General features: G+C 73.4%; 19 protein-coding genes. 10 read left to right on the top strand and 9 right to left on the bottom strand.

Annotated elements, in window-relative coordinates; genetic code table 11:
* Positions 1 to 161 precede the first annotated feature (161 nt).
* The 5 genes from O7619_RS05045 to O7619_RS05025 form a co-directional block, all read right to left on the bottom strand.
* Entirely contained in the window at positions 162 to 3,356 is a 3,195-nt protein-coding gene (locus O7619_RS05045; RefSeq protein WP_282285996.1) for a DUF87 domain-containing protein, read from the bottom strand.
* Positions 3,353 to 4,006 (bottom strand): hypothetical protein, encoded by a 654-nt coding sequence (locus O7619_RS05040; RefSeq protein WP_282285995.1) that lies wholly within the window; start codon positions 4,004 to 4,006, stop codon positions 3,353 to 3,355. Before O7619_RS05040 ends, O7619_RS05045 begins: the two co-directional genes overlap by 4 nt.
* Positions 3,993 to 5,090, bottom strand: coding sequence for a DUF559 domain-containing protein (locus O7619_RS05035; protein ID WP_282285994.1), 1,098 nt, complete (start codon positions 5,088 to 5,090; stop codon positions 3,993 to 3,995). Before O7619_RS05035 ends, O7619_RS05040 begins: the two co-directional genes overlap by 14 nt.
* A 116-nt stretch (positions 5,091 to 5,206) precedes the next feature.
* Complete coding sequence (locus tag O7619_RS30130; protein WP_348774351.1) at positions 5,207 to 5,530, bottom strand: hypothetical protein; 324 nt, start codon at positions 5,528 to 5,530, stop codon at positions 5,207 to 5,209.
* Between the two features lie 375 nt (positions 5,531 to 5,905).
* The gene (locus tag O7619_RS05025) at positions 5,906 to 6,370 is read right to left on the bottom strand and encodes a DIP1984 family protein (RefSeq protein WP_282285993.1); all 465 of its coding nucleotides are present in this window, start codon (positions 6,368 to 6,370) and stop codon (positions 5,906 to 5,908) included.
* Between the two features lie 57 nt (positions 6,371 to 6,427).
* Between O7619_RS05025 and O7619_RS05020 the strand changes: the two genes are divergently transcribed.
* Positions 6,428 to 6,589 carry a hypothetical protein gene (locus O7619_RS05020; RefSeq protein ID WP_282285992.1) on the top strand — a complete coding sequence of 54 codons (162 nt, stop codon included), beginning with the start codon at positions 6,428 to 6,430 and terminating at the stop codon, positions 6,587 to 6,589.
* 43 nt (positions 6,590 to 6,632) lie between these two features.
* Here O7619_RS05020 and O7619_RS05015 read toward each other — a convergent pair whose 3' ends face one another.
* Positions 6,633 to 7,118, bottom strand: coding sequence for a carboxymuconolactone decarboxylase family protein (locus O7619_RS05015; RefSeq protein WP_282288683.1), 486 nt, complete (start codon positions 7,116 to 7,118; stop codon positions 6,633 to 6,635).
* A 155-nt stretch (positions 7,119 to 7,273) separates the two neighbouring features.
* Positions 7,274 to 9,025: an amidohydrolase family protein gene (locus tag O7619_RS05010; RefSeq protein ID WP_282285991.1), complete on the bottom strand. Its 1,752-nt coding sequence runs from the start codon at positions 9,023 to 9,025 to the stop codon at positions 7,274 to 7,276.
* Here O7619_RS05010 and O7619_RS05005 point away from each other — a divergent pair.
* Both O7619_RS05005 and O7619_RS05000 read left to right on the top strand, forming a co-directional pair.
* On the top strand, positions 8,990 to 9,889 hold the full coding sequence (locus O7619_RS05005) for an RNA polymerase sigma-70 factor (RefSeq protein WP_282285990.1): 900 nt from the start codon (positions 8,990 to 8,992) through the stop codon (positions 9,887 to 9,889). The genes O7619_RS05010 and O7619_RS05005 overlap by 36 nt on opposite strands.
* Positions 9,886 to 10,179 (top strand): hypothetical protein, encoded by a 294-nt coding sequence (locus O7619_RS05000; RefSeq protein WP_282285989.1) that lies wholly within the window; start codon positions 9,886 to 9,888, stop codon positions 10,177 to 10,179. Before O7619_RS05005 ends, O7619_RS05000 begins: the two co-directional genes overlap by 4 nt.
* Before the next feature lie 19 nt (positions 10,180 to 10,198).
* Here the strand turns inward: O7619_RS05000 and O7619_RS04995 are convergent, their stop codons facing one another.
* Positions 10,199 to 10,975, bottom strand: a complete 777-nt coding sequence (locus O7619_RS04995) for an SAM-dependent methyltransferase (RefSeq protein ID WP_282285988.1) — start codon at positions 10,973 to 10,975, stop codon at positions 10,199 to 10,201.
* 60 nt (positions 10,976 to 11,035) lie between these two features.
* Here O7619_RS04995 and O7619_RS04990 point away from each other — a divergent pair, with 60 nt between their 5' ends.
* A complete protein-coding gene (locus tag O7619_RS04990; protein WP_282285987.1) occupies positions 11,036 to 11,524 on the top strand; it encodes a hypothetical protein in 489 nt (162 codons plus the stop codon).
* A 45-nt stretch (positions 11,525 to 11,569) separates the two neighbouring features.
* Here the strand turns inward: O7619_RS04990 and O7619_RS04985 are convergent, their stop codons facing one another.
* A complete protein-coding gene (locus tag O7619_RS04985) occupies positions 11,570 to 12,340 on the bottom strand; it encodes an A24 family peptidase (protein WP_282285985.1) in 771 nt (256 codons plus the stop codon).
* 569 nt (positions 12,341 to 12,909) lie between these two features.
* Between O7619_RS04985 and O7619_RS04980 the strand changes: the two genes are divergently transcribed.
* Genes O7619_RS04980 through O7619_RS04955 form a run of 6 tightly spaced genes read left to right on the top strand, consistent with a single transcriptional unit; the run spans position 12,910 to position 18,339 of the window.
* On the top strand, positions 12,910 to 13,476 hold the full coding sequence (locus O7619_RS04980) for a hypothetical protein (RefSeq protein ID WP_282288681.1): 567 nt from the start codon (positions 12,910 to 12,912) through the stop codon (positions 13,474 to 13,476).
* Positions 13,470 to 14,414: a hypothetical protein gene (locus O7619_RS04975; RefSeq protein WP_282285983.1), complete on the top strand. Its 945-nt coding sequence runs from the start codon at positions 13,470 to 13,472 to the stop codon at positions 14,412 to 14,414. The genes O7619_RS04980 and O7619_RS04975 overlap by 7 nt, the downstream gene beginning before the upstream one ends.
* Positions 14,411 to 15,073 (top strand): SAF domain-containing protein, encoded by a 663-nt coding sequence (locus tag O7619_RS04970; protein WP_282285981.1) that lies wholly within the window; start codon positions 14,411 to 14,413, stop codon positions 15,071 to 15,073. Before O7619_RS04975 ends, O7619_RS04970 begins: the two co-directional genes overlap by 4 nt.
* Positions 15,073 to 15,906, top strand: a complete 834-nt coding sequence (locus tag O7619_RS04965) for a ParA family protein (RefSeq protein ID WP_282285979.1) — start codon at positions 15,073 to 15,075, stop codon at positions 15,904 to 15,906. Before O7619_RS04970 ends, O7619_RS04965 begins: the two co-directional genes overlap by 1 nt.
* The gene (locus tag O7619_RS04960; protein ID WP_282285978.1) at positions 15,896 to 17,440 is read left to right on the top strand and encodes a CpaF/VirB11 family protein; all 1,545 of its coding nucleotides are present in this window, start codon (positions 15,896 to 15,898) and stop codon (positions 17,438 to 17,440) included. The genes O7619_RS04965 and O7619_RS04960 overlap by 11 nt, the downstream gene beginning before the upstream one ends.
* Complete coding sequence (locus O7619_RS04955; RefSeq protein WP_282285977.1) at positions 17,437 to 18,339, top strand: type II secretion system F family protein; 903 nt, start codon at positions 17,437 to 17,439, stop codon at positions 18,337 to 18,339. The genes O7619_RS04960 and O7619_RS04955 overlap by 4 nt, the downstream gene beginning before the upstream one ends.
* The last annotated feature ends 30 nt before the right edge of the window (positions 18,340 to 18,369 follow it).

Below are 18,369 nucleotides of genomic sequence, written 5' to 3'. Positions count from 1 at the left end.
CAATTACTATCCGTGGCAGGGCGGCAATGTAGACAGCTCATCGTCCACAATGTTCGGGGAGATCGGTGATCAGTGTCTTGACCTCGACACAAAGCAGAAAGTCATGCTTGCGGAACCCAGCGCGAGCGCCTCGCCGCCGGTAACCCTCAGTGACACGAGCTTCACTGTGGACCGCGCGCCCGGTGCAACACCTCCTCGACGGTGAGCGGGCTGCGCGGATGGTGGGTCAGCGACAGCGGCGTCCGGATCTTCCGCGGCGCCGCGCCCTCGGCGGCGAGATAGAACTCGCCCACGGTCAGCCGGGAGATGTCCGGCACGTCGCCACCCTTGGCCCGAGCCATCTCGCGCGCCGCCTCGATCTGGATCGGGCTGTTCATCAGGCCGTACAACTGGGTGGCCGCGTTGCCCGGGATGCGGTTGTGCAGCCCCTTCGGCGCCTGTGTCGCGAAGACCAGCCCGAGCCCGTACTTCCGGGCCTGGGCCGCGAGCGCCAGCGTGCTCTGGGTGCACGCGGTCATCGCCCCGGACGGCGCGAACGTCTGCGCCTCATCCATGATCAGCAACCCCAGCAGTGGACGGTCGCCGGCCGGGTTCTTCTTGATCCAGGCGAAGAGCGCCATCTGGAGCTGGTTGACGAAACTCTGGCGTACGTCGTCCGACGGCAACCCCACCAGGCTGACGACCGACACCCGGGCCCGCTTGCCCGCGGCGGGGGTGAGCAGCACGCCGGGGTCCATCGGCGTGCCCTCGCCACCGAAGAGCGGGTCGTTCACCATGGCGGCGGTGAGTGTCTGGGCCAGGCTGAGGCCGATCTTCTCGGCGTCCTCCAGGTCGATGATCCCGTCCGGCAGGTCGGCCAGCGTGTCGACGAGGCCCTTCAGCCGGGAACCGCCGCGCCGGCCGTAGTGCTCGACGGCCTTGCGCAGCACCGCCAGGCCCAGATGCGCCCGGGTGGCCCGGCCGGTGACCATGGCGCGTGGCGCCAGTGCCGCGACAGCCGCCTCGACCGCCTCGCCGAACTCGTCCGGGTCGTCCCGCACGCTCGTGAAGTCGGGCAGCGGCTGGAAGCTCAGCGGACGACCCGAGCTGCGACGCGGCGTCCAGACCACCACGTCGGTGTGCGCCAGGTAGTCCGCGGCCCGGTCCGCGTCGCCCGGTCGCCACCCGGGGGGCGGCTCGGGCCACGCCTCGCCGAGGCGGGCCAGGTCGTTGTTGGGGTCGAGCACGATGGCGGAGACCCCCGCGAGCGCGCACTCCTCGACGATGCGACGGATCAGCACGGTCTTGCCCGAGCCGGAGCCGGCGAAGATCGTGGTGTGCTTCCGCAGCGCCTCCAGCGCCACCGGGACGGGCGTGCCGTCGTCGTACCCGTGCCCGACGACGAACGACGGCTCGGCGGCCGACGCGGACCTGGTCGCAGACGCGGGCCCGGACGCCGGCCTGGTTTCGGACTCGACCGCCGCGGCCGTCCCGGCGGGCGGCGGCGCGGGCGGTCCGCCGGCCGCCGTCCAGCGGTCCACGTCCGCCAGCGCGTGCGTGAGGAACGTCAGCTCCCGGGTCGGCCGGCGGTCGGCCAACCAGCCCTGAAGGTCCATGGTGGCCTCGGCGAGCATGACCCGCAGCGCCGAGAGGACGCGCAGGTCCGCCTCGTCCAGGCCGATGGTCTGCCCGCCCGCCTCGGTGAACGCGTCGACCGCCTTCCGGGTGGCCGCGCTCGCCGACCACTCGCGGTTGCGCAACAGGAACAGCCTGCGTTTGGCCATCCCGGTGTCGAGGGCCGACGCCACGCACGCCTTACGCAGCCGGGCCAGCGCCGCGTTGCCGTGGTGGTCGTCGCTGATCGCCCGGAAACACCAGTGCACCTGGTCCTCGGTGCGTTCGTCGAGCGTCAGGCGCAGCCGGGCGTGCAGCGGCGGATCGGTGCTCGGCGGCGGGTCGACGCTGAACGCCTCACCGGCGTCGCCGCGTTCCAGGATCCAGGCGGTGAGCCCGGCGGCGAGCAGCGCCGGCATCACCGCGTCCTCGGACGCCCGCTCCCGGGGCGCGCGGACGTCGGCGGCGGCCTTCAGCTCGGCGAAGCGGGCGTCGTAGCGGGCCATCTCCGCACCGCCGACCGTGACGGGAGCGGGCCGGGGTTCCCGGGGCTCCGCCGTGGGCGGCTCGCCGAGGCCTGTCATCTCCCGCACCTCGTCGGTGGCGAGGCACGCCCGGATGTGCCCGTCGATCTCGATCAGGAGCTGGCGCGGGGTGAACGCCCCCGCCGCGGCGAAGGCGCGCGGGGACACCGGCCACGAGGGGTACGGCGGGACGAACCCGACGTCCCGGTAACGGAGGTCGAACCGCTTCTCGATGATCGCCCGCGCGAGGTCGGCGTCGTCGATCCGGCGCAACGTCGGCGTCTCCCGGAACCGGTCGGCCACCGTGTCGGCGGCGGTGGACCGGATGATGGTCCACGAGTTCGGGATGCAGGCGAGGACCGTGAGCGTGCGTCGGGTCGTCTGCCGCAGCGACATCAGGCCGTCCGCCATCCGCGCCAGCATCAGCGCCTGCTCCGGGCTCATCGCGGCGGCACCCACGAGCGACGGGTCGCTCTGGATCGCCAACTGGGCGATCAACGTGTCGATCTGGTCGATCGCCACGACCGACGGCCCGGTGAGCGCCAGCAACCAGGACAGGTCCTGCACGATCTGCTGGGCCGGGCGGGGCATCCGGCGCATCCCCCACACCGCGCGTTCGCCCGCGACGACCTCCTCGCCGGAGAGGAAGTAGTTCTCCGCCAGGTCGCGGTGGGAGATGTCCTCGGAAGCGCTCAAGGCGAGCGCCCGCGCGGTCTCCTGGCACGTCCGGGCCGCGTGCCGGTCGAAGTCGCCCAGCCCGTCCAGGAACGCGTCGAGCGCCGCGCGGGTCAGCTCGGTGTCGCCCATCACCGCCCGGCGTGCCGTCCGGGGCGCGCCCACAAGCGCCGACAACCGCCGCAGCAGCAACTTGAGCTGGGTCTCCGGGCTGCCGGGCACCGGCCGGGCCAGGCCGTCGAGCATCGCGGCCAGCACACCGTCCCAGAAGTTCTCCGCGTCGAGCAGGCCGACCAGGAAGAAGTAGCCGCCCCGTTCCTGCACCTGCTGGCGGATCACGCCCAGCAGGTGCGTCTTGCCGGACCCCCGCTGGCCCTGCACGACCAGGCCGAGCGGGCTGCCGTGGGGATTCGCCTCGGCCTCCGCCACGCCGGCGAGCACGTCCCGGACGGCCGGGACGTGCAACCCGTCGACGTGGAAGGGCAACGGTCGCCACACGTCGTCGGGGACCGGCGCCCAGTCGAACCGCAGGGCCGCCAGCGCGGTCCGTTCCGCCTCGTTCATTCCCCGCCGATCGCCAGCAGGTGGTTCTCCTGCCCGCCGAGGCGCAGCGCCGCCCTGATGTCCGCCTCGGTGAGCGTCTTCTGATTCGACTCCGGGGCGATCGTCACGTCGGGCTCCCGGCTGAGCCGGCGCAACGCCTCGTCCAGGTCGTCACGCGGCACGTCGGCGAAGAACGGGCGGAGCCGGCGCAGGCTCACCCAGGCCCCCGGCTCGTCGGCGAGCGCCCGACAGGCGCTGACGACGCGCGCGGTGAGCGCCCCGGCCGGGTCGGCCGGCGCCGGGGCCGACGCCCGCACGTCGGTGAGCGCGAACAGCTCGGCGAGCGTCGCGCAGCCGCTGCGTGCCAGCACCCGATCCCGCAGGTTGGTCTGGAGGGCGGTCAGCGCCGCGCCGAGCGCGGACGCGCCGCGCAGCGCGAAGTCGAGGTCGCCCTGCATCCGCACCCAGCCCTTGTCGTCGAGTTGGAGGGCGTACGTCGATCCGCTCTTGCGGCTGGCGACGTAGTGCAGGCGGGTGAGCTTGTCCCGCTGCGGCTTGCGTACGTCCAGGTGGTAGCGGTCGCGCAGCTCGGTGTTCAACACCTCCCGCGCCTCGGCCATGAGCACGACGAGGATCGCGCTCTCGGATGCCGTCAGGTCATCGCCGGCCATGGTGCCGTCCTTCCGCAATGTCCCGGCGACGGGCCCGCAGATACGTACCGATCTGCTGGACCACGGCGCCGACGTCGTGATTTACCCGGGCGTTGGTGAAGCGCAGGACGGCGTAGCCGGCCAGTTGCAGGTGCACGTCGCGCTGCCGGTCGGCCTCGAAGTGGACCGGCCGGCAGTGCTCCGGTCCGTCGATCTCGACCACGCACCGCTCGTCGGGCCACAGGAGATCGAGCCGGATCGGCGCGGCCAGGCGGTGCGACCGCCAGCTCTGGTTCCACCGCCGCCCGGCCGCCCAGCTCTCGGCGGCGAGCGCCGCCTCCAGCCGCTTCTCCGCGTCGCTCGCCGGGTGCGGCTTGCCCACCACCGCCTCGTGGTCGTCCGGCGAGTCGGGCGGCACGACGGCGGGCGGCACGACGGCGGGCGGCGCGGTGGCCGGCGGCGCGACGGCGGGCGGCGCGACCCGGAACTCCGGTAGCCCGTCCAGCCCGGCCGCGCCGGCGCCGAGCAACCAGACCGCCGGGCCGCCGTGCTGCACGAGCCAGCCGGCCCCGGCCGCGACCACCGCGCCGTCGCCGCCCGCCGGTTCGACGAGCAGCACCACCCGCCGCCGCCCGAACGCGGCGGCGACGAGGCGCGCCAGCGCGGCGGCCCGGGTACGCGCCGGAAGCGGCGCGGTGGCGGGACGCCGGCCGGTCACCGCGAAGACGGCGAGGTCCGGCAGGAAGGACCCGGGAAACCGGTCACGGCGTGCCCGTGCGGTGGCCGCGCCCCGGATCGCCGCGAGCCCGGCCGTGTCCGGACGCACCCCGTCCGCGACCTCGGGCAGCCACGCCGGCAGCAGCTCGACGGCGACCTGTTCGAGCCGCTCCAGCGCGGCGTGCACGACATCCGCCGGCATCGCGTGCCGGGTGGCCGGGCGGTGGACCACGGCGGCCAGGTCCGGATGGTCGCGGGCGACAAGCATCGCGAGGGCGTCGGTGTCCGCGGCGGGCAGGGCGCCGACGCGATCGGACGGTACGTCGGCGAGGCTCCGGTTCGACAGCAGCGCGAACCCCTCCCACCGTCGACCCGAAACGTGCCGCACCAGACTACGAATCAGTTTCCGGCAGCACCAGACCGCGTGCGGGCGGCGGGAGTTGACTCTGGGTGCGTTTGTGGTTGCCGGAGCGACAACAAACACACCCAAAGGTCGGAGGTTCGTTACTCCTGCTCGTCGAGGTGCGGCCGGTGCTCGCGGATCCAGGCTTCGATGTCCTCGGTGCGCCACACGCGGCCCGTCGCCAGCGTCTCGTACGGCTCCGGCCAGTCAAGGCGCTTCATCAACTGCTCCACGCGCTGGCGACTGACGCCCAGCCGGGTACGAATCTCGTACGCACCCATCAGACGGCGGCCCATGTTCGGGACGCTAGACAGTCCCTGGCCTGGGGCGCTTTCCTTTACGAACACGCCGGCGCCCGGCAGCGACTCCGTGAGCCCCTGCATCTTGGGCATGAGATACACGCGGTCGGCAACGAAGCTGGACACCTCGCACTGCTCGGCAGGCGCGAGCCGGGCGGAAACTCACCAGACTTGATCCGGTGCCATGTCGTCGGCTACCTGCTGGTAGCGGTACTGCGGTGGCACTGGTGGTTCTCCTCCAGTCGGCACCCCTACCCAATCACCCAAGGGAGTCCTTTTCGGGCTGCGGAAGTCCCCTGTCCCACCCTCGCCGCCGTGGATCTGCACTCGGTAGTGTGCCGTGCTCCGTGCGCCGTCACCTGTGAGCGGTGCTGGGCGTGCGATGTGTATCGGGGAATCGAACCCCCACGCCTGCCCACGGCGCGCCAGGAGTGAGCCGGATTACCCGCCGGCTCTCGGGGGCGTGCACGCCTCCACGTCGGCTACCTGCTCCGCAGCCCGTCAGTCGAGCAAATCGATCTCCCAGTTCGTCCGCTGGATCAGCGTGTCCACCTCGCGTACCTGCCGGGCTAGGTCGTCCGCCTGTCGGCGCAACTCCGCCACCGGAAGCGCCGGGATCATCTTCAGCTCCGACCGCAACTGCCGGTAGCCCCGCTGCCCCTCTCCGGCGGCGGCGTCGGCCGCCGAGGTGACCACGCTGTGCCGCAGGCGAAGCACGTCACGACGAGCGAGCGCGTCGGTGAGCGTGCCGCCGTCCACCTCGGTCGCGGCGTTGGTCCGGTTGATCCGCCGGATCAGCGACTCCAGCTCGCCGAGGGCGGCACCCACCTCCGCGAGGAGTGCCGGAGCGTCCTCGGCGGGTGACTCGCCCTCCTGGTAGCGGGCGCTGGCGGCGATGCGGGATCGGAGCTGCTCGGCGCGCCGAGTCGCATCCGCCCGCAGCGCGAGAGCCTCAGCAAGCTTCATGAACCCAGTATGGCCGGGCAAGATCAGCGCCGCTTTCGATTTCTGATCGCAAGCTCAGTGTTCAGGTCCCTCGCCGAGAGGTTCGCCGAGGTCATCGTGCCACTCGCCGAATACGATGCGCTGAAGGAGACCGGACACCTGCTGCGCGGTCCGAGCAACGCCGCCGCCCTACGCCGGTCCATCACCGAGATTGAGCAGGCCCACGACGGCGACCGGTAGCGGCCCGACCCGGACGGTCCCGGGCCGGGCCGCTCCCCGTCGGTCAGCGCAGCGCGGCGGCGAACATCCCCGCCTCGTACGAGCCGCCCTGCTGGTGCGCGATCACCGCGAACCGGTTCGCCGCGTTGATCAGCCCGACCAGGCAGATCAACGTCGCGATCTGGTCGTCGTCGTAGTGCTCGCGCACCTGCGCCCACGTCTCGTCGGACACCCCCAGGTGGGCGTCGGCGAGCCGGGTGCCCTCCTCGGCGAACGCCAGCGCGGCCCGCTCCGCCTCGGTGAACACGCTCGACTCGTGCCAGGCGGCGACCAGGTGCAGCCGGACCACGCTCTCTCCGGCGGCGGCTGCCTCCTTGGTGTGCATGTCGATGCACCAGCCGCAGCCGTTGATCTGGCTGGCCCGCAGCGACACCAACTCCTGGGTCGAGTACGGCAGCGGCGACTGGTGCAGGACCGTGCCGGCGTTGGCGAACCGCTTCATGAACCTCGCGGCGATCGGGTTCTCGAACAGGTTGATCCGGGTCTCCATGGTGGCGTCCCCTCCGGTGGCGTGTCGTTCGGACGACCATGAGATGCCGGCGGCGAGCACGACGTGACACCGTCGCCCGGTGACGACCACCACAGCGGCGGGCGCCGGCCGCCGTCGCAACGCGACGCCGACCGGGGTACGCCCACGGGCGATCGTCACCCGCCGTGGCACGCGCAGGCGGGCCTGGCGTTGACGCCGGCCGGAAGGGGCTGCCGCGCGGCGGCCCGGATGTCGCGCAGCATGCGCTCACGCTGGCCGGACGTGATGAGCGTGCCGTTCACCACCACCGAATTGATGCGCGCGGTGTTGCGGATGTCCCGCAGCGGGTCGCCGTCGAGGAGGACGAGGTCGGCGACCTTGCCGACCTCGACCGTGCCGCGGTCGTGGTGGCCGAGAAGGCTCGCCGGCTCCGCGGTGGCGGCGATCAGGGCCCGCATCGGGCTCAGGCCCGCGCGGACCAGGAGCTGAAGCTCGTCGTGCAGGCTGAAGCCGGGCAGGATGTACGAAGCGCCGACATCGGTCCCGGCCAGCAGGCGCACGCCGGCCTCCGCCATCTCGGCGACCAGTTCCAGCCGGCGCTGGAAGAGTTCGCGCTTCTCGGCGTCGACGGCCGGGGTCCGGTCCTTCATGTAGATCTCCCGCCGGCTCCACTCCCAGCTCGCCAGGAGGTCCGCGGGGACATAGCGCAAGCGTGGGTCGTCGAGGTCGACGTCCTGTGGCATGTCACCGAGCTGGTGGACGGAGAGCGTCGGGGTGACCCGGGTTCCGTTGCGGGCGAGGTGCTGGAAGACGCGCCTCGCCTTCCGCCGGTCGTGACTGCGCGCCGCCGCGTACTCCAGCGGATGCATCTTCGCGTACCAACCGCCGTACTCACCCGGCCCGATCGGCACCTCCTCGACCTGACGCCTGATGGCCGCCTCACGGTTCGACGTGTCGTACCAGATCTGGAACAGGTGTTCCACAGTCCTGATCCCGGCGTTGCTCGCCTCGGTCAGGGAGACGAAGTCCGGCACGTGCCCGAGGAACGGAATCCGCTGACGACGGGCCTCGTCGGCGAGGGCAAGGAACGACTCCCGGGACAACCGCGTGTAGGTCTTGATGAAATCGGCGCCCTTCGCCTTTTCCTGACGCACCACGGCTCGGGCCTCTGCCGCATTCGCGACCTTGAGATAGGGAACGCCGATGCCCTCCCAGAGCGAGGGCGAACCGTCCACGATGTCACTTCCGATCGTCCAGAGCGGGCCGATCCGCGTGCCGGCCGCGACCTCCTGCCGCCACTGGCTCACCAGCGGGTTGGCGCCCATCTCCCGGACGGTGGTGACGCCGTTGACGATGTACAGCGGCGGGAAGATGTCCGGCAGCGGGCTGGAGTGCACATGAAGATCGGCGAGCCCGGGGATGAGAAACCTCCCGGTGCCACTGACCACTGTGGCGGCCCTCGGCACCTCGACGGATGCGCGGGGACCGATCGCGGCAATCCGGCGGCCACGCAGCAGGACCCGCTGATTGTGCTTCGGGCGGGCACCCGTCCCGTCGATCACGGTGACGTCGTCGATCACCACGGCGCGGGACCGGATCGATGGTTCCTCACCCATCGCGGGCGACGAGGACAGAGCCGCTCCCGCGAACACCCCGGCGGAGCCGGCGAGAACAGTGCGTCGACTGACATAAGACTTGTTCATGCATGATCCCCTCGCGCTTTCGATCTCATACAGCGTGTCGACGCGAGAGGGAGTCGACAATGTGGTTGAACCGCCCTGTTGGGGTAGGGATTTCCCTACCCGGTGACGACCACCACAACGGCGAGGTGTCACACCGGACCGGCGGCGGGCGTCTGGTGGGGAACGCAGCCGAGCGGACGGGAGCACGCCATGGCGGACCGGGCCACCGAGGACTTCCTCACCCACCGGAACCTGCTCTTCACCGTCGCGTACGAGCTGCTCGGCTCGGCGGCCGACGCGGAGGACGTGCTCCAGGAGACCTGGCTGCGGTGGGCCGGCGTCGACCTCGACCAGGTTCGCGACCACCGCGCCTACCTGGTGCGGATCACCACCCGCCAGGCATTGACGCGGCTGCGGACGCTGGGCCGGCGCAAGGAGTCGTACGTCGGGTCGTGGCTGCCCGAGCCGCTGCTCACCGCGCCCGACGTGGCCGACGACGTGGCGCTCGCCGACAGCGTCTCGATGGCCATGCTGCTGGTGCTGGAGACGCTCGCGCCGACCGAGCGGGCCGTGTTCGTGCTGCGTGAGGTGTTCGACGTCGGATACGACGAGATCGCCGACACGGTCGAGAAGAGCCCGGCCACGGTACGCCAGATCGCGCACCGGGCCCGCGCCCACGTGGCGGCGCGCCGCCCCCGCCGTACCGTCTCCCCGGCCGAGACCCGGGACGCGCTCGACGCCTTCCGGCGGGCGGTCGAGACGGGTGACCTGCGGTCGCTGCTGGCCGTGCTCGCCGCGGACGTGGTGCTGGTGGGCGACGGCGGCGGGGTCAAGCAGGCGATCCCGCGCCCGGTCACCGGCGCCGACAAGGTGGCCCGCCTGGTCACCGGCGGGTGGGGCCGGGTCGCCGCCGTGGCGTCGATGGAGCCGACGGAGGTCAACGGCTGCCCGGCGCTCGTCGTCCGGCTCGACGGCGAGCTGGACACGGTGGTGGCGGTACGCCTCGGCGACGGCCGGATCACCGGCCTCTACGCGGTGCGCAACCCGGCGAAGCTGTCCCACATGACCCGCGAGACGACGCTGAGCCGCCGTGCGACGATGCCCCGATGAGCAGCGACGCGGCGCCCGACGTCAACGCCCTCGCCATCAACGTGGCCATCCCGGAGGCGCTGCGCTGGACCGACACCCGGCGCGGCGAGGAGTTCACCCTGACCACGCTCAACGTCCGGCTGCTGCCGGACGGGCACCTCGCCGCCAAGGCGTACGGCCGGCCCACGGCGGGTGGCCGCGGCGCGTACGTGTCGTTCCGGGTGCCGGACCGGCCGGAGCTGGCGGCGCTGGTGGCGACCGCCGCCGACCGGGCCGGCGCGCTCTGGGCCGCCCACCGCGGCCTGGGTTGAGCGGCGGCCGGACCAGGGCTCAGCGGCGCACGCCCACCCCGCCGTAGCCGTGCGACACCGCCGCCCGCGGCTCGCCGTCCGGCCGCCAGTCGGCAAGCCGGACCAGACCGGGCTCCACCAGGTCGTACCCGTCGAGGAAGCGGGCCACGTCGGCGTGGGTGCGGGGCACCAGCGGCGCGCTGCTGCGCCGGTAGATCTCGGTGCCCGCCCGCGCGGGCATCGGCGGCGCGCCGTCCAACGTCAGGTGCGAGAGCGCGAGCAGGCTGCCCGGGGCGGTGGCGTCGCGCAGCCGGGCCACGGCCGCCCACGGGTCGTCCGAGTCGGGCACGAAGTGCAGCACCGCGACCAGCAGCAGCGCCACCGGCTCGGCCAGGTCGAGCGTGGCCCGCACGGCCCGGTCGGCCAGCAGCTCGTCGGGCCGCCGCAGGTCACCCCGGACCACGACGGTGCGACCGCCGTCGGTGGGCAGCAGCCGCCGGGCGTACGCGACGGCCACCTCGTCGTGGTCGACGTAGACCACCCGGGCGTCGGGGCGCACCGCACGGACCACCTCGTGCACGTTGCCCTGGGTGGGCAGCCCGGCCCCGACGTCGAGGAACTGGCGTACGCCCTGCTCGGCCGCCCACCGCACGGCCCGGCGGAGGAAGGCGCGGTTGGTCTGGGCCGCCACCCCGGTATCCGGAAAGATCTTCAGAATCTCCTCGGCGGCGGCCCGGTCGGCGGCGAAGTTGTGGCAGCCGCCCAGGTAGTAGTCATACATCCGGGCCACGTTGGGTCGCGTTTCAGCCTCCGTCACGCCCTGATGTGTAGCACTCTGGGCGACACACCGCTGACCCGCCGTGGCGAGGAGGTACCGATGACCGATGGACGGCAGACCGTGGAGGTCGACCCGGCCCTGTTCCGCGCCGTCTACGACTCGCCCGCCTCGCTGCCGGGGCGGCACCGGTGGACCACCCCGGAGGCGGACGTACGCCGGCTGGAACGGCTGCTGGAGATTCCGGCGCACAGCATCGGCGCGCCGCTGTGGGTCAGCGGCGACGAGCCGGACTGCCCCAAGTGCGGGCGCCGGGTGACCTGGTACGACATCGTCTCGTCGGCGCTGCACGGGGTGCACGACAAGACGATGATCGCCCGGGTGGTGCTCGGCGAGCGCAAGTACGTGAACACCGAGGTGCCGGACGCGGTGCCGGGCGTCCACTGTGCCGACTGCCGGACCCCGATCGCCGGCCTGCGCAGCTTCAAGTGCCACAACTGGGCGTACGCGTTCGAGGCGCTGGAGAAGATCGTCGAGCAGATGTCGGGCGTGCCGGCCCAGTCGCCGGGTGACCGGGGCGCGGGGCGTTAAGCGGGGCCCCCGCCTATACCGGAGGCGTTAATAAGGGCCCCTTCCTTACACCAGCACGAGGGTGGCGGCGGTGGCGAGGATGAGGAACGGTCCGAACGGGAGGTGGCTGGACCAGCGGAGCCGCCGGGTGGCGAGCAGCGCCAGCGCGGCCAGCGCGGCGAGGGCGAACGCGAGCACCAGCCCGGTCACCAGCACCGGCCAGCCGTGCCACCCGAGCAGCGCGCCGACGCCCAGGGCCAGTTTGGCGTCGCCGAGGCCGAACCCCCGGCTGCCGAACAGCAGGGTGGTCGCCGCGAAGCCGGCGCCGAGCGCCAGCCCGGCCGCGGTGGCCCGCAGCCAGGGCGACGGGCCGGGCCCGGTCAGCGCGGCCACCCCGAGCAGCGCCCAGGTGCCGGCCGCGGCGGGCCAGGTCAGCCGGTCGGGCAGCCGGTGCGCCGCGGCGTCCACGAGCGCCATCGGCACCGCCCAGGCGAGCCACCAGGCAAGCGCCAGCCGCGCGCCGAGCGGTCCGCCGGCCAGCGCCAGCACGGCCACCGCGACGAGCAGCGCCACCTCCGCCACGGCGGGCGGCGCGCCGATCCGGGCGCGGCAGGCCGGGCAGCGGGCCGCCGGCCCGAGCGCCGGCAGGGGTCGGTCCAGCCCGATCGGCGCGCCGCAGGCGTCGCACCCCGTGCGGTCGGGACGATCCGGCGGTACGGCGTAGCGGGCCACCGCCAGCCGGATGGGCGGCCCGACCGCGAGAGTGGCCAGCAGCCGCACGACCGGGTGGCGGCCGGTGGCCGGCGGGGTGGGGTGGTGGATCCGTTCGGCGGTCACACCGACTCCCCCGTTCGGACGCCGTCGCTTGCATCCTGCAACACGCAGCGTGATGGGGCAGTGATCGCCGTGTTGCGGATGGCGCGGAAAGGGGCGTTCCGCCGGCCGGTTCGGGCGGGGCGGGCCGGGTGCGTCCGGTCGGCGGAACGGATCGGACGACCCGGGCGGTCCCCACCCATACCGGTGGGCGGGAACCGGGCCGCCGGGCACGGGCGGAGGGGTGCGGACGGGCACACGCCTGCGCCCGGCCGGGCCGTTGGCGGCCCGCTCGTCACCGTCCGGACATCCACCGGCCGCCACCACCCGTCTTCACTCACCGTGTTCACGTGAATTGCCTCTGTTGCATCGGCGCACGTCAGCCTATGCTCGCCCCTTGGGTACGACGCAACCCCCGATCAATTGGCGTCGGAGCCCGACCGGAGACATCAGTTCCACATTCCCGACAGATCAGCACAGGTAAATGCAAGCGGTGGCGGCCGAGGCCCGGCCGGGCAGATCCGGGCGCGCTTCCGCATGCCCGGAGCGTGTCGACACGACCGAGCCGGGCCGGCACCGAGGAGGGCTCGGCGTTGCGCACATGGCAATCCCGCCGATGGGAAAGCTGCCTGCTCAGCATCGCGCTGCTGGTCGGCGTAGCCGGGTGCGGCACCGAGCCCGAGGTGGCCGTCCGCCCGCTCGCCGACGGCACCACCGCACCGGCCACCCATTCCGCCGCCGAGGAGAAGGCGGCCGAAAAATCGGCACTGGCCGCCTATTCCGGCTATCTCGCCGCGTCCCGGGCAGCGAGCGCACGCAGCGATCCCGGCCACCCCGCACTGGCACGTTTTCTGGCCGACCCGCTGCTGACCCAGGTTCGGCTGGCAATTCGTGACGCGAAGGAGCACGGCGCGATGCGTACCGGAAAACTGGTTTCCGACCCCACCGTCGTCTCGGTCGACCTGACCGCCCCGCTGCCCACCGTCGAGATCCAGGACTGCCTGGACTCGACCGGCTACCGGCTCGTCTACGCCAAGGACCGCAAGACGGTGCCCGGCACCCGCGGCGGGCGCTACCTGGCCACCGCCACCGCGGCCCGCTATCCGGACGGCCGCTGGCTGGTCAAGACCGGCGCCGCGCACCGGGACCAGCCGTGCTGACCTGGGGAGGCGAGGGCGTCCCGGCCCGCCGGGCCGGGACGCCCCGCCGGTGGTTCGCCGTCGGCCTGGTCGCGCTCCTGACGCTCGCCGGCGCGCCCGCGCGGGCCGCCGACCCGGGCGGCTCCTGCACCCCCGACCAGGTCGACTGCGACGTCTGGGACGACGACCCGCCGATCCCGGGCGGAGGCGGCGGGCCGGGTGGTGGCGGGGACCCCGGCGGCGGGGGCGGGAACGACGGCGGCACCGCCAAGTGCCAGTGGGAGAGCCGGGTCGTCCCCTGCTACGACGACATCCTCGGCTGGTTCGACAACGACGGCGGCTGCTACTACAAGCTCGCCTCGCCGCAGGATCCCGCTCCCGAGGGTCAGCAGTGGTATACGGCCAGTTGCTACGGCGGCCTCGGCAACCAGGTGAACGTCCTGCTCGCCGCCCCGCCGCCCGGCTACGGCACGCCACCCGACCCGGAGGAGCTGGCCCGCCGTGCCCTCGCGTCGATCTCGCTGCTGCCCCCGCGGACGGCGGTCGCGCCCCGCCGCAGCAAGGGGCCCGGGCTGGTCGGCCTGCCGGTGTGGATGTGGGCCAGCCCCGGCAAGTCCTACTTCGGGCCGCTGTCCGCCTCGGCCTCGGAGCGGGGTCTGACCGTGGAGATCACCGCGACGGTGACCCGGATCGTCTGGCACATGGCCGACGGCCTCGACGTCGAGTGCGACGGGCCGGGCACGCCCTACAAGGCGGACGGGCCACGGGCCGGGTCCGCCTCACCCGACTGCGGCCTGCCCGACGGCTACCCGAAGGCGGACACCTACCAGGTCTACGCCACCGCCTACTGGACCGTCGAGTGGTCGTCGAGCGGTGGCGAGAGCGGCCGGATCTACCAGACCCGGGTCAGCGGTGTGGTCCCGGTGCAGATCAACGAACTCCAGGTGGTGACCCGATGAGCATGGTGGCGTCCCGGAACGGGACCCCGATGGAGGCGCCGGTGGCGCCGCCCAAGGTGGTCCGGCAGCGACGGATCCGACCCGGCCTGCTCGGCCTGGCGATCCTGCTGATCGCGCTCGGTGGGCTGGGCGCCGCGTTCGCGGTCACCTCGGTGCGGTCCACCGGCACCTACCTGGCGGTGGCCCGCCCGGTCGAGGTGGGGCAGCAGATCACCGCCGACGACCTGGTGCCGGTCCAACTCTCCGGCGGGCGCGAGCTGCGGCCGGTGCCCGCCGCCCGGATGAAGGACCTGCTCGGCCTGCGGGCCGCCGTCCGGCTCACCCCCGGGACGCTGCTCACCACCACCCAGCTCACCGAAGCCCCCCTGCTCGGCCCCGGCCAGCAGCAGATCGCGCTGGGGTTGGCCGCCGACCAGGTGCCGGCCCGCAAACTGCACCCCGGCGACAAGGTGCTGCTGGTCAGCACGCCGGACACCAGCACCAGCGGCGCCGGGGCGACCCGCGGCGGCACCCGGTTCGAGGCCACCGTGATCGACACCGCCGTGCCGGCGAGCAATGACGTGGTGGTCTACCTGGCGCTGGCCGTCCGGGACGTGCCGGCGGTGGTGGCACTGGCCTCGGACGACCGGGTCGCGCTCGTGCTGGTCGAGGCCGCCTGATGGCGATCATCGCCCTGGTGTCGGCGAAGGGTTCGCCCGGCGTCACCACCACCGCGCTGGCCGCGGCGCTGAGCTGGCACCGCCGGCTCGTGCTGGCCGAGTGCGACCCGGCGGGCGGCTCGATCCTCGCCGGCTACCTGGGCGGCACGCTCGACGGCCCGCGCGGCATCGGCGAGTTGGCCGTCGGTGAGCTGCGCGACGGCAGCCTGGAGACCGCGTTCTGGTCGCAACTCGTCGACCTGGACGCGCCGCGCCGCGAACGGCTGCTCCTGCCCGGCGTGGTCGACCCGGCGCAGGCCGGCAGCGTGGTGCCGCTCTGGCAGCGCTTCGCCGACTACTTCACCGGGCTGGACCGTGGCGTACCCCCCTACGACGTGCTCGTCGACTGTGGCCGGCTGGCGGTCGACGGTCCGCCATGGCCACTGCTGCGGGCCGCCGCGGTGGTGCTGCTCGTCACCCGCGCGCACCTGCCCGACCTCTCCGCCACCCGGGCCACCGTCCGGGCGATCGAACGGGACCTCACCGAACACCGCGTCCCGCCCGGCAACCTGCGGCTGCTGGTGGTCGGGGACGGGCACGGCACCAGCGAGATCAGCAAGGCGCTGCGGCTGCCGGTGATCGCCCGGCTGCCGCACGACCCGCGTACCGCCGAGGTGCTCGCGCACGGCGGCACCGTACGCGCCGGTCGGCCGCTCATGCGCGCGGCCGGCGCGCTCGAGGTGCCGGTCCGGGCGCTGCTGGACCGGCGGCAGGCCCGGCTGGCCTGGCCCGGCGCGACCCCCGCCCGCGCGGTGAGCGCACCGCTCGCGCCGGAGGTGCCCGGTGCGGTTTGAGCCGGTCTCGCACGACCCACGCGGGCAACAGCCCGGGGTCGTCTCCACGGTCCCGCCGCTGGCCCCGCCGAACGGGCGGCACCACGTCGCCGGCCCGGCCCTCCCCGCCGCGCCGCCCGCGCCACCGCCCCGCCCCCGGGTCGACTTCGCGGTGGTCCGCGAGCTGCGCCGGGAGCTGAGCGAGCGGCTCACCCACTGGCAGCGCGGGCGGGAGTTCGACGCCGACGCCGAGGAGACCGAGCGGGCCCGGCTGGCCGTCGCGGTGGTCTCCGCGTACGCCGACTCGGTACGCCGGGCGGGCACGCCGATGCCCGCCGACGCGGAGCGGCTGCTGCTCGACCAGGTGACCGCCGAACTGGTCGGGCTGGGCCGACTCCAGACGCTGCTCGTCGACGAGACCATCGAGGAGGTGCACATCCTCGGCTGCGACCAGGTGCGCATCACCCGGCACGGCGGCGGCGTCGACTGGGCCGAACCGATCGCCGACAGCGACGACGAGTTGGTGGAGATCCTTCAGGCGGCGGCCCGCCGGGCCGGCGCCACCGAACGGTCGCTCTCCACCTCCAAGCCCACGCTCGACCTGCAACTGCCCGACGGCAGCCGGCTCGCCGCGGTCTTCCTGGTCAGCCACCGTCCCTACGCGGTGATCCGCAAGCACAACACGCTCGACGTGAGCCTGGAGGACATCGCCGGCGGGCGGCCCGACCTGGACGAGATGATCGACCCGCTGCTGCGCGACTTCCTCCGCGCGTCCATGCGGGCCGGGCTGAACATCATGGTCGCCGGGCTGGCCGGAGCCGGCAAGACCACTGTCATCCGGGCGCTGATGGACGACATCCCGGCCGACGAGCCGTACGTGCTGCTGGAGGAGAGCCGGGAGCTGCTGCCGGCGCGGCGCGGGCACAAGCACCGGGCGGTGATGAGCTTCGAGTCCCGGGAGGGGCACGGCGAGCGCGGCGCGGACGGGCGACCCGCGGGTGAGGTGAGCATCGCCGACCTGATCCCGGTGTCGCTGCGGATGGGCGTGCTGCGGATCATCGTCGGCGAGGTGCGGTCCCGGGAGATCGTGCCGATGCTCCAGGCGATGACCACCAGCCGCGGGTCGATGTGCACCATCCACGCCCGTACCCCGGCCGGGGTAAGCGAACGCATCATCGAGCTGGCGCTGTCCCACGGCCGGGAGATGACCGTCGACCAGGCCCGCCGGATGGCGGGCAACGCGCTCGACCTGATCGTCTACGTCACGGTCGAGGACGAGACCGCGATCGGCGGTCGCAAGCACCGCTTCGTCTCGCACGTCGAGGAGGTCATCGGCGTCGGCGAGGGCAACCGGATCACCACCACCACCGTCTTCGGCCCGGGGCCGGACGGCCGGGCGGTCCCCCGCCACCTGCCCGAACGGATCCGCGACCAACTGCTGCGCGTCGGCTACGACGCCCGGCTGCTCACCCGGTTCGTCGAGGCCGGCGTCGGCGCCTGGCGGCGGCCCCGCCACACCCGCCTCGGGCGGCGGCCGGGCGGAGGGCCGGCATGACGCAGATCGAGCTGATCGCGCTGGTGTCGGGCGCCGCCTGTGTGGCCGGGCTGGTGCTCGCCGTGGTCGCGCTGGTCGGCACCCGCCGGCCGCCCAGGTCGACACCGGGCGACGCCGGGCCGGGCCTGAGCCGACTCTGGACCGGATCCGGGGCCAGCAGCGCCGACCGGCGACGCCACCAACTCCTGCTGGGCGGTGCCGTGGCCGCCGGGGCACTGGCGTTCCTGATCACCGGGTTGCCGGTGGTGGGCCTGCTGGTGGCGCTCGCGGTGCCCGGGGTGCCGTGGCTGTTCGCCGTCGGCCGGGCCGAGCAGCGGGCCATCGCCCGGGTCGAGGCGGTCGGCGAGTGGACCCGGCGGCTCAAGGACATCTCCGCCACCGGGCAGGGGCTCCAGCAGGCCATCGTCGGCACCATCACCACCGCGCCGGAGGAGATCCAGGAGGAGGTACGCACGCTCGCCGCCCGCCTCCAGGCCGGCTGGCTGGCCAAGTCGGCGCTGCTGGCGTTCGCCGACGAGATCGCCGACCCGGTCGCCGACCAGGTGGTGGCCGCGCTGATCCTGCACCTGACCGACCGGGGCGAGCGCCTCGGTGACGTGCTCGGCTCGATCGCCGGCGCGGCCTCCGCCGAGGTGGCCACCCGGCGCGAGGTCGAGGCGAAGCGGACCCAGCCCCGGTTCGCGGTGCGTTTCCTCACCGGGATGACGCTGGCGACGCTCGCGTACGGGCTGGTGAACGGCGATTACATCCGCCCCTACGGGACCTTGACCGGGCAGCTCGTGATGGCGGTGCTCGGCGCGGCCTTCATCGGGCTGCTGGTCTGGGTGCGGTCGATGAGCCAGCCGCCGCGCCCGGCGCGTTTCCTGCCGGCCCCCGACCTGGAGGAGGCGATCGCGTGAGCGCGAGGAGTGAGCTTGCGAGCCCCGCAG

Source organism: Micromonospora sp. WMMD998 (assembly GCF_029581235.1).
Taxonomy (GTDB): Bacteria; Actinomycetota; Actinomycetes; order Mycobacteriales; family Micromonosporaceae; genus Micromonospora.
This window is presented reverse-complemented; position numbering and strand designations above follow the sequence as displayed.